This window comes from Shewanella sp. DW31, assembly GCF_015767295.1.
Classification (GTDB): domain Bacteria; phylum Pseudomonadota; class Gammaproteobacteria; order Enterobacterales; family Shewanellaceae; genus Shewanella; species Shewanella oncorhynchi.
On sequence record NZ_JADWMP020000003.1, the window covers coordinates 247,262 to 255,711 of the forward strand.

Here is an 8,450-nt window from a genome sequence, read left to right on the forward strand (position 1 = left end):
AGTGTTGGGAACACACCAGTTTAAAAGTTCTTTGTTTTCGATATCTGCAAGCAGTTATCTCCTGAAAACAAGCACATTCTATTGGGAAACCTGTTGTAAAACAAACGAGAAAAATTGCCCATAAACATTAGTAATTCTAATGGCTACAAAGGTGATTTATATCACTTAAGTCACTATTTACCTTGATTAATAACTTATAACTCACTATTAATGCATAATAATACACTTCAATAAGCTTATCCTTGCTGCTATTTTGTTAAATTCACGATACAGCTTAAAAAACTTCATATTAAGTTACGCCATTGCCATGATTTTTTTTGCTTGTATAGTACTTGCTGAAAAGGCCTTAAGCCCGAAACCATAAGAAGGACGACAACACGATGGCATTAAGATTTCGCCTTGCAAAGCAAGGTTTGTTAGTGGCCACATTGGGGATGGCACTCGGTGCCTGCCAAAGTGGCAATTCACCTGAGCAAAATTCGACTGAGCAGGCAAGCGCAACTAAACTCGTTTACCCTGTCACTGAAAAAGATGACCTCGTCGAAACCATTCATGGTGTTGCGGTAGCCGACCCTTATCGTCATCTGGAGGCTAATACACCTGAAACTGAAGAGTGGGTAAAAGAACAACAAGACTTTGGTCAAGCCTACCTCGCTAAGATCCCCAATAAACAAGCTGTGGTCGAACGTATTACAGAACTTTGGAATTACGAAAAAGTCTCTGCCCCGTTTGAAAACGGCGACAATCAATTTTACTACCGTAATGATGGCCTACAGGCGCAATCGGTTTTGTACGTTAAAGGTTTAGATGGTGTTGAAAAGCCTGTTCTTGACCCAAATAAACTGTCTGCGGATGGTACTGTTGCCTTATCCGGCGTGGCTGTGAGTAATGACGGTAAAATTTTAGCCTATGGCGTTTCAAATTCTGGCTCAGATTGGCAGCAATGGCAGTTCGTTGATATTGCAACCGGTAAGAAACTGGCCGATGAACTGAAATGGATTAAATTTTCTAGCGCAGTGTGGGATAAAGAAAACCAAGGTGTGTTCTACGCCCGTTATGATGCCCCTGCAGGGGGGGATGTCTTAGCTGACGTTAATTTTAACCAAAAAGTGTATTACCACAAATTAGGCACAGACCAACATCAAGATCTATTGATTTATGAGCGTCCACAGAATAAAGATTGGGGCTTTGGTATTGATGTCTCTGAGAAAGGTGAATACTTATTACTGTCGATTTCTCAAGGTACGGATAAGCGTAATCGTTTCTTCTATAAATCGTTATTTGAGCCTAAATCCCAAGTGGTGGAATTGATCCTCAAATTAGAAGCTGAATATGAGTTTCTCGGTAATGATGGTTCAGTGTTTTATTTCAAAACCGATTTAGAGGCGCCTAATGGTAAAGTGATTGCGATTGACACCCGCAATAGTGATAAATCGCAATGGCAAACGATTATTCCTGAGTCTAAAGATCCGATTAATAATGTCGCCATTATTAATGACCATTTAGTGGTGAGTTATTTACATGATGTGTTAGGTCAATTATCGATTTACAGTATGGGTGGTCAGAAGCGTCAAGATGTGGCATTGCCTGGTCTTGGCAATGTGGCAGGGCCTTTTGGTAAAGCCAGCAAAGATTATTTCTATTATGTGTTTAATAGTTATATTCAGCCTGAAACCACCTATAAGTTTGATTTTAAAACTGGCGGTTCAACCGTCATTGCTAAACCCAAAGTCTCGTTTAATCCCGATGACTATGTTTCTGAACAGGTTTTCTATAGCAGCAAAGACGGTACGCGTGTGCCTATGATGCTCTCCTATAAAAAGGGCTTAGTGAAAAACGGTCAAAATCCGACATTACTTTATGCCTATGGTGGTTTTGCCATTTCGATGACACCACGTTTTAGCCCTGCCAATATCGCTTGGTTAGACATGGGTGGCATTTATGCTGTGCCGAGTTTACGTGGCGGCGCTGAGTATGGCGAAAGCTGGCATCAAGCGGGGATGTTCGATAAAAAGCAAAATGTGTTTGATGACTATTTTGCTGCTGCTGAATATCTGGTAAGCGAAAAATACACCAACAGCTCTAAACTCGGTGCCTATGGCCGCAGTAATGGTGGTCTGTTGATGGGCGCTGCTGTGACTCAACGTCCTGAACTTTTTGCTGCCGTATTACCTGCGGTGGGCGTGTTGGATATGCTGCGTTTTCACAAGTTCACTATTGGTTGGGCTTGGACGAGTGAATACGGCAGTGCTGATAAAGCAGAGCAATTCCCTGCGCTATTGGCTTATTCGCCCTATCACAATGTAAAAGCGCAAGCTTATCCTGCGACTATGGTAATGACAGCGGATCATGATGATCGTGTTGTGCCATTACACAGTTTCAAGTTTGCGGCCATGCTGCAGGAGAAACAGCAGGGCAATAAACCAGTCATTATGCGTATTGAGTCAAATGCTGGTCATGGAGCGGGTAAGCCCACGGCGATGAAGATCGACGAATTTGCCGACATCTACAGTTTCTTGTGGCAGAGTTTTGGCTTAACCTTGCCACAAGCTATCGCAAAATAACTAACTATGTTAATAAAATGGGGTCGTTTGACCCCATTCTCTTTTACAATTGCCCCTATTCATCTGAAACCCGCGCTATTCCTATCTATATCTTCATCGGGTCATTCACAAGTCTTGTTTCCCTAGGTATAGTAAGCGTCAATTTTTCAACCAAAATTTGCTTATTTTCAAATGATGTTTCATTGGCCAATTTCAGTCTATTACGAAGACACCGACGCTGGTGGCGTTGTCTATCATTCGAACTACCTCAACTTTTTTGAGCGCGCGCGAACCGAGTGGCTAAAAGCCCTTGGCGTGAGTCAGACTGCGTTATTAGCCGACGACACTGCTTTTGTCGTAAAGCGTGCGGAACTCGATTTTCGCAAAGCAGCACGTTTTGAACAGAACCTTATTGTTGAAACTAAGGTCATAGAGTTGAAAAAGGCCTCGTTGATCTTTCATCAACGCTTGGTCGATAAACAGGGAGACTGTTATTGTGAAGGCACAGTGCTAGTTGTTTGTGTTGCGCTATCACGTATGCGTCCCCGAGCTATTCCCTTAAATATTGTGCAGGAGTTTGACAGTGCAAGCTGATATGTCGATTGTTGGGTTATTTTTACAAGCCAGTTTATTAGTGAAATTTGTTATGTTCACTTTACTTTGCTTGTCGGTGATGTCTTGGACGGTGATTTTACAACGCCGTAGCTTACTGACATCCGCAAAAAGTAAATCGGCGAAGTTTGAAGACAAATTTTGGTCAGGTGTTGATTTAAACCGTTTGTATAAAGAATTATCATCTCGTCCAGATAATAGCGGTTTAGAGTCATTATTTGTGACTGGCTTTAAGGAATATTCACGCCTGAATAAATTAAATAGCAAAGTGCCCGATGCCGTCATGGATGGTACATCGCGAGCTATGCGTGTGACCTTGTCTCGCGAAATGGAAAAGTTAGAAGCTAACTTACCGTTATTAGCAACGATTGGTTCGACTAGCCCTTATATCGGTTTATTTGGTACTGTATGGGGGATAATGAATTCTTTTATCGCTATTGGTTCGATGGAAAACGCCACCTTAGCTATGGTTGCCCCCGGTATTGCTGAAGCTTTGATTGCAACGGCTATGGGTTTATTTGCTGCAATTCCAGCGGTAATCGCCTACAACCGTTTCTCGACTCAAGTCGATAAATTAGAAATGGCTTACGCAAACTTTATGGAAGAGTTCTCCAGCATTTTGCATCGCCAAGCATACAGTGAGAAGGAAGGGGCATAATGCAACCAGCTTATCAGCGCAAACGTCGTCGCCCCGTTGCTGAAATCAACGTGGTGCCTTATATCGACGTCATGCTCGTGCTGTTAATTATTTTTATGGTAACAGCACCCATAGTGACCCAAGGGGTCAAAGTGGAGCTGCCTCAAGGGGCGGCAGAAGTGTTACCCAATGACAGTAAGCCGCCCATTGTTGCTTCAATCGATGGTGATGGTGATTACTTCCTCAATAAAGGCGGTTCAACGAATGTGCCTATGGATTTGGAAGAATTGGCAACGGAAGTGGCTGCACTTATCGTGACTGAACCTGAGCGTCCTGTTGTGGTTAAAGCCGATAGAAATATTCCTTACGATAAAGTGATTCAGTTGATGGTGACACTGCAGCAAGCTGGCGTGCCATCAGTCGGTTTGATGACGGATTCACCCAAGGAGAAATAGGTGGCAGATAAGTCAGATGTAACATTACCTCTGTCAATTTCAGCGGGTATTCATATTGGCGTGATAATTATTCTGGCATTAGGAATAGATTTTTCTCACAAACCTGAGCCTATGCAACAAGTTAGCGCACCAGCAATCAAAGCGGTTATGGTTGATCAGCAAAAAGTGGCTAATCAAGTTGAGAAACTTAAGCAAGAAAAGCGTGATGCCGAACGCCGTGAGCAAGAACGTCAAGCCGAGCTTGAACGCAAAGCTCAAGAAGCGAAACAGGCACGCGAGCGCGAACAAGCTCAGATTAAACAGCTAGAGCAAGAACGTAAGCAGCAGGAAATTGAGATTCAAAAAGCCAATGAAGCGACCAAATTAGCCCAGGTGAAACAGCAGCAGGAAAAGGAAAAGGCGGTCAAAGCCGAAGCCGACCGTAAGCTGAAAGAGCAGGAGCGTAAGGTTGCTGAAGACGCCGCACAAAAAGCCGCTGAAAAACGCAAGGTTGAAGAAGCTGCTGCAGTGAAAGCTGAAACTGACCGTAAGCAAAAAGCAGATGCGGAAGCTAAAGCTAAAGCGGAGGCAGATGCTAAAGCTAAAGCAGATGCCAAAGCTAAAGCAGATGCTAAAGCTAAAGCAGATGCTAAAGCTAAAGCAGATGCCAAAGCTAAAGCGGATGCTAAAGCCCTTGCCGATCAAGAGCAGGAAATGGCTGATGCATTAGCGGCTGAGCAAGCGGCGCTGTCGCAAACCATGAATAAGCAGATGCAGAGTGAAGTCGGTAAGTATCAGGCAATGATAAAATCAACTATTCAACGTAATTTGGTAGTGGATGAATCTATGCGTGGAAAGACTTGTACTGTCTCTGTGCGTTTAGCGAATGATGGGTTTGTGATCAGCAGCCAAACAAAAGGTGGTGATCCCAACGTTTGTCGTGCAGCAAAAGCGGCGATTTTGAAAGCGGGCAAACTGCCTGTGTCTCCGGATCCTGCGGTTTATAACTTGATGAAAGAAATTAACTTAATCGTTGAACCAACGTTTAATTAAAGGAGCACCATGAAAATATTGGCAAAATGGTTAGCACTGGCAGTTCTGCTGTGCACCACCCCCGCGAAAGCGGCATTGGATATTGTGATCACAGAAGGTGTTGACGCAGCGCGTCCCATCGCTGTGATGCCTTTTGTATGGCAAGGTCCTGGCGCACCGCCACAAGCGATTGCTGATGTGGTGATGTCTGACTTAGCTCGTAGCGGTACCTTTAAACCTTTAGACGAGCTCGGACTACCTCAGCGCAATATTGGTGCTTTGGCTCAGTTTCAACCTAGTTCATGGTCTAGCGTTGGCGCAGAAGCTGTGGTGTTAGGTACTGTGAAACCTTACGGAACCGATCAGTATTTGGTGAGCTTTGATTTAATCGATTTAGTTAAAGCACAAAACCAAGCATTGAAAGGCTCAGTCAGTGCTACAGAATTTTTGATGGACAGTCGCCAAACTGTGATTTCAGCAGCGCAATTTCGTCAATATGGTCATAGAATTAGCGATATCGTCTATGAAAAGTTAACCGGTATTCGCGGTGCATTCTTAACGCGGATCTCCTATGTCGTGGTCAATCATACTCAAAAAGCACCTTATCAGTTGATGGTTGCGGACTATGATGGTTTTAACGAGCAAATGTTACTGCGCTCACCTGAGCCATTAATGTCACCCACTTGGTCGCCTGATGGACGTCGTTTGGCGTATGTTAGCTTTGAAAATAAAAAAGCAGAGATTTTCGTACAAGACCTTTATACCCAAGTGCGCACTAAAGTGAGCTCTTTCCCAGGTATTAACGGTGCGCCGGCTTTCTCTCCTGATGGCAAATCTTTGGCTGTGACGCTGTCTAAGGATGGTCAGCCTGAGATCTATGTTATCGATATTGCGACAAAAGCGATTAAGCGTATTACCAATCACTATGCTATCGATACTGAACCATCATGGTATCCTGATGGGAAGTCGTTGATTTTCACCTCTGAACGTGGTGGTAGACCGCAAATTTATCGCGTAGAGTTAAGTTCAGGTAAAGTGAGTCGTGAAACATTTGAAGGTGAATGGAACCTTGGTGGTTCAATTACGCCAGATGGACGTAGTATGATTTTTGTTAACCGTACTAACGGTAAGTTTAATATTGCGCGTATGGATTTAAATACGCGTTTTATGCAGGTGCTAACCTCTACACGCTTGGATGAATCCCCAAGTGTGGCGCCTAATGGTACTATGGTCATATATGGCACTACACACCAAGGTAAGCAAGTATTAGCAGCTGTTTCTACGGATGGACGCTTTAAAGCGAGATTACCCGTGGGTCAAGGCGAGGTGAAATCACCTTCTTGGTCTCCGTTTCTCTAATGTTATACCTTGATTTAATCACATTTAATTTTATAAGGAACACGTAATGGATCTGAATAAGTTGTTAAAAGCTATGTTGGTAGCACTTCCAATTATGGCTATTAGTGCATGTAGCTCAACTTCAGAATCAGAAACTGATGCAATGGGCTCAACAAACGGTTCAGGTAGCGAACTGAATGGTGGCATTCAAACTGGTGGTGTGGGTGGTATGTTGTCATCTGAAGAGCAGCAACGTCAGCAGTTAGAAGAGTTGAGAAAAGAACACATCATTTACTTCGATTTCGACCGCAGTGAAGTTCAAACTGAATTCGCCGCTGTATTAGAAGCTCATGGTACTTACTTAGTTGAGCACCCAAGTGTGCGCGTACTGATTGAAGGTCATGCGGACGAGCGTGGCACTCCTGAGTACAACATTGCTCTGGGCGAACGTCGTGCTAAAGCCGTTGCTAAATACCTACAAGGTATGGGCGTACAGCCAAGCCAAATGAGCGTAGTCAGCTATGGCGAAGAAAAACCACTTGATTTTTCTCGCACTGATGAAGGTTTTGGCAAAAACCGTCGTGCAGTTTTAGTTTACTAAGATTGAATCTCGGAGAGTAACACAATGAAACGTGCCGTCTTAATTACGGCAATGTTCCTTGGTGCGGGCGCTGCAGTTGCAGCGCCTGCTCCTGTGGAGGATATTGCTGGTGGTTCGGGTGATGACAGACTTGCTCGTATCGAACGTATTGTAAAATCGAGACAACAAAGTGAGCTCGAGATGCAACGTCGTCTTGATACACTGCAGCAGGAAGTTCTCGATTTACGCGGTTTAACCGAACAACAGAATTATCAGATTGAGCAGATGCAAGAGCGTCAGCGTCAGTTATATGATGAGCTTGCTAATTTATCCTCAAAGGCATCTGCCGCACCTGCAGCTGCAGCGACATCAATCCCCTCTGTGGTATCGACCAATGCTGCCGCAAGTAGTTTAAGTGAAACTGCAAGTTATGAAAATGCCGTTAACTTAGTCTTAAAAGAGCGTAAGTATGACGATGCCATTCCTGCCTTCCGTGCTTTTATCAAACAATACCCAGACTCTGTGTATGCCGCGAATGCGAACTATTGGTTAGGACAGCTATTATTTAATAAGAGCGAATTTGCAGAAGCCAAACAAGCCTTCAAAACTGTGGTTAATCGTTTTAGCGATTCTAATAAACGTGGCGATAGTTTAGTGAAGCTTGGCATGATCGCCGAGAAAACCGGTGATAAAGCTGGTGCGATGCAATACTACCAACAAGTTGTCAAAGATTACGCAAACAGCGCCGCAGCACGCATTGCACAGCAGCAACTGGCTGCAATTAAAGCGTAATTAACTAAAAAACATACTCTTAGTCTGTTTTTCATGCAAACGACAAAAAATTGGGAATTTGCGCTTGCATGAGAAGATGAAAAAGGTATTATAGGCGCCCTCAGAGCGGCGAGGTCGTTCGGGGCGTGAAATACCAGTAAATGGGTCGTTAGCTCAGTCGGTAGAGCAGTTGGCTTTTAACCAATTGGTCGAAGGTTCGAATCCTTCACGACCCACCACTTACTCTAATGAATAGAATAAGTTAGTGGTATTTAGTGAGATAGTCAGTAGTACAATGGGTCGTTAGCTCAGTCGCTTTTTTATAAAGCTAGGGCAGTTGGCTTTTAACCAATCAGTCGAATGGTTCTAATCCTTAATGACACACCACTTTACTGAAAGTGCATAAATCAGCGCAACACCAGATGGGTCGTTAGCTCAGTCGGTAGAGCAGTTGGCTTTTAACCAATTGGTCGAAGGTTCGAATCCTTCACGACCCACCACTT

8 protein-coding genes and 3 tRNA genes are annotated in these 8,450 nt (G+C 43.9%); all 11 read left to right on the forward strand.

The genetic code is table 11. The features are described 5' to 3' along the window. Positions 1–380: 380 nt before the first annotated feature. The 11 genes from GWI56_RS04625 to GWI56_RS04675 all read left to right on the forward strand — a co-directional run bounded on the left by GWI56_RS04625 (position 381) and on the right by GWI56_RS04675 (position 8,447). A complete protein-coding gene (locus GWI56_RS04625) occupies positions 381–2,564 on the forward strand; it encodes a prolyl oligopeptidase family serine peptidase (protein ID WP_198572257.1) in 2,184 nt (727 codons plus the stop codon). Between the two features lie 171 nt (positions 2,565–2,735). Then, on the forward strand, positions 2,736–3,137 hold the full coding sequence (gene ybgC / locus GWI56_RS04630; RefSeq protein ID WP_006081251.1) for a tol-pal system-associated acyl-CoA thioesterase: 402 nt from the start codon (positions 2,736–2,738) through the stop codon (positions 3,135–3,137). Then, complete coding sequence (gene tolQ, locus GWI56_RS04635) at positions 3,127–3,813, forward strand: protein TolQ (protein WP_028760350.1); 687 nt, start codon at positions 3,127–3,129, stop codon at positions 3,811–3,813. The genes ybgC and tolQ overlap by 11 nt, the downstream gene beginning before the upstream one ends. Then, positions 3,813–4,247, forward strand: a complete 435-nt coding sequence (gene tolR, locus GWI56_RS04640) for a protein TolR (protein WP_113938780.1) — start codon at positions 3,813–3,815, stop codon at positions 4,245–4,247. The genes tolQ and tolR overlap by 1 nt, the downstream gene beginning before the upstream one ends. Further along, positions 4,248–5,279: a cell envelope integrity protein TolA gene (gene tolA, locus GWI56_RS04645; protein ID WP_198572258.1), complete on the forward strand. Its 1,032-nt coding sequence runs from the start codon at positions 4,248–4,250 to the stop codon at positions 5,277–5,279. 9 nt (positions 5,280–5,288) lie between these two features. Continuing rightward, positions 5,289–6,617 carry a Tol-Pal system beta propeller repeat protein TolB gene (tolB, locus tag GWI56_RS04650; RefSeq protein WP_028760347.1) on the forward strand — a complete coding sequence of 443 codons (1,329 nt, stop codon included), beginning with the start codon at positions 5,289–5,291 and terminating at the stop codon, positions 6,615–6,617. Positions 6,618–6,663: 46 nt separating this feature from the next. Further along, a complete protein-coding gene (gene pal, locus GWI56_RS04655; RefSeq protein WP_113938779.1) occupies positions 6,664–7,197 on the forward strand; it encodes a peptidoglycan-associated lipoprotein Pal in 534 nt (177 codons plus the stop codon). 24 nt (positions 7,198–7,221) lie between these two features. After that, positions 7,222–7,968, forward strand: coding sequence for a tol-pal system protein YbgF (ybgF, locus tag GWI56_RS04660; protein WP_198572259.1), 747 nt, complete (start codon positions 7,222–7,224; stop codon positions 7,966–7,968). Between the two features lie 142 nt (positions 7,969–8,110). Then, a tRNA-Lys gene (locus GWI56_RS04665) sits at positions 8,111–8,186 on the forward strand. A gap of 58 nt (positions 8,187–8,244) precedes the next feature. Continuing rightward, positions 8,245–8,334, forward strand: a tRNA-Lys gene (locus GWI56_RS04670). Positions 8,335–8,371: 37 nt separating this feature from the next. Then, positions 8,372–8,447 (forward strand) — tRNA-Lys (locus tag GWI56_RS04675). The last annotated feature ends 3 nt before the right edge of the window (positions 8,448–8,450 follow it).

Bases quoted from the DNA above. Each gene is read 5' to 3' on its own strand.
- GWI56_RS04625 (WP_198572257.1), top strand. From the start codon at position 381: ATGGCATTAAGATTTCGCCTTGCAAAGCAAGGTTTGTTAGTGGCCACA.
- ybgC (WP_006081251.1), top strand. From the start codon at position 2,736: ATGATGTTTCATTGGCCAATTTCAGTCTATTACGAAGACACCGACGCT.
- tolR (WP_113938780.1), top strand. From the start codon at position 3,813: ATGCAACCAGCTTATCAGCGCAAACGTCGTCGCCCCGTTGCTGAAATC.
- tolB (WP_028760347.1), top strand. From the start codon at position 5,289: ATGAAAATATTGGCAAAATGGTTAGCACTGGCAGTTCTGCTGTGCACC.
- pal (WP_113938779.1), top strand. From the start codon at position 6,664: ATGGATCTGAATAAGTTGTTAAAAGCTATGTTGGTAGCACTTCCAATT.
- ybgF (WP_198572259.1), top strand. From the start codon at position 7,222: ATGAAACGTGCCGTCTTAATTACGGCAATGTTCCTTGGTGCGGGCGCT.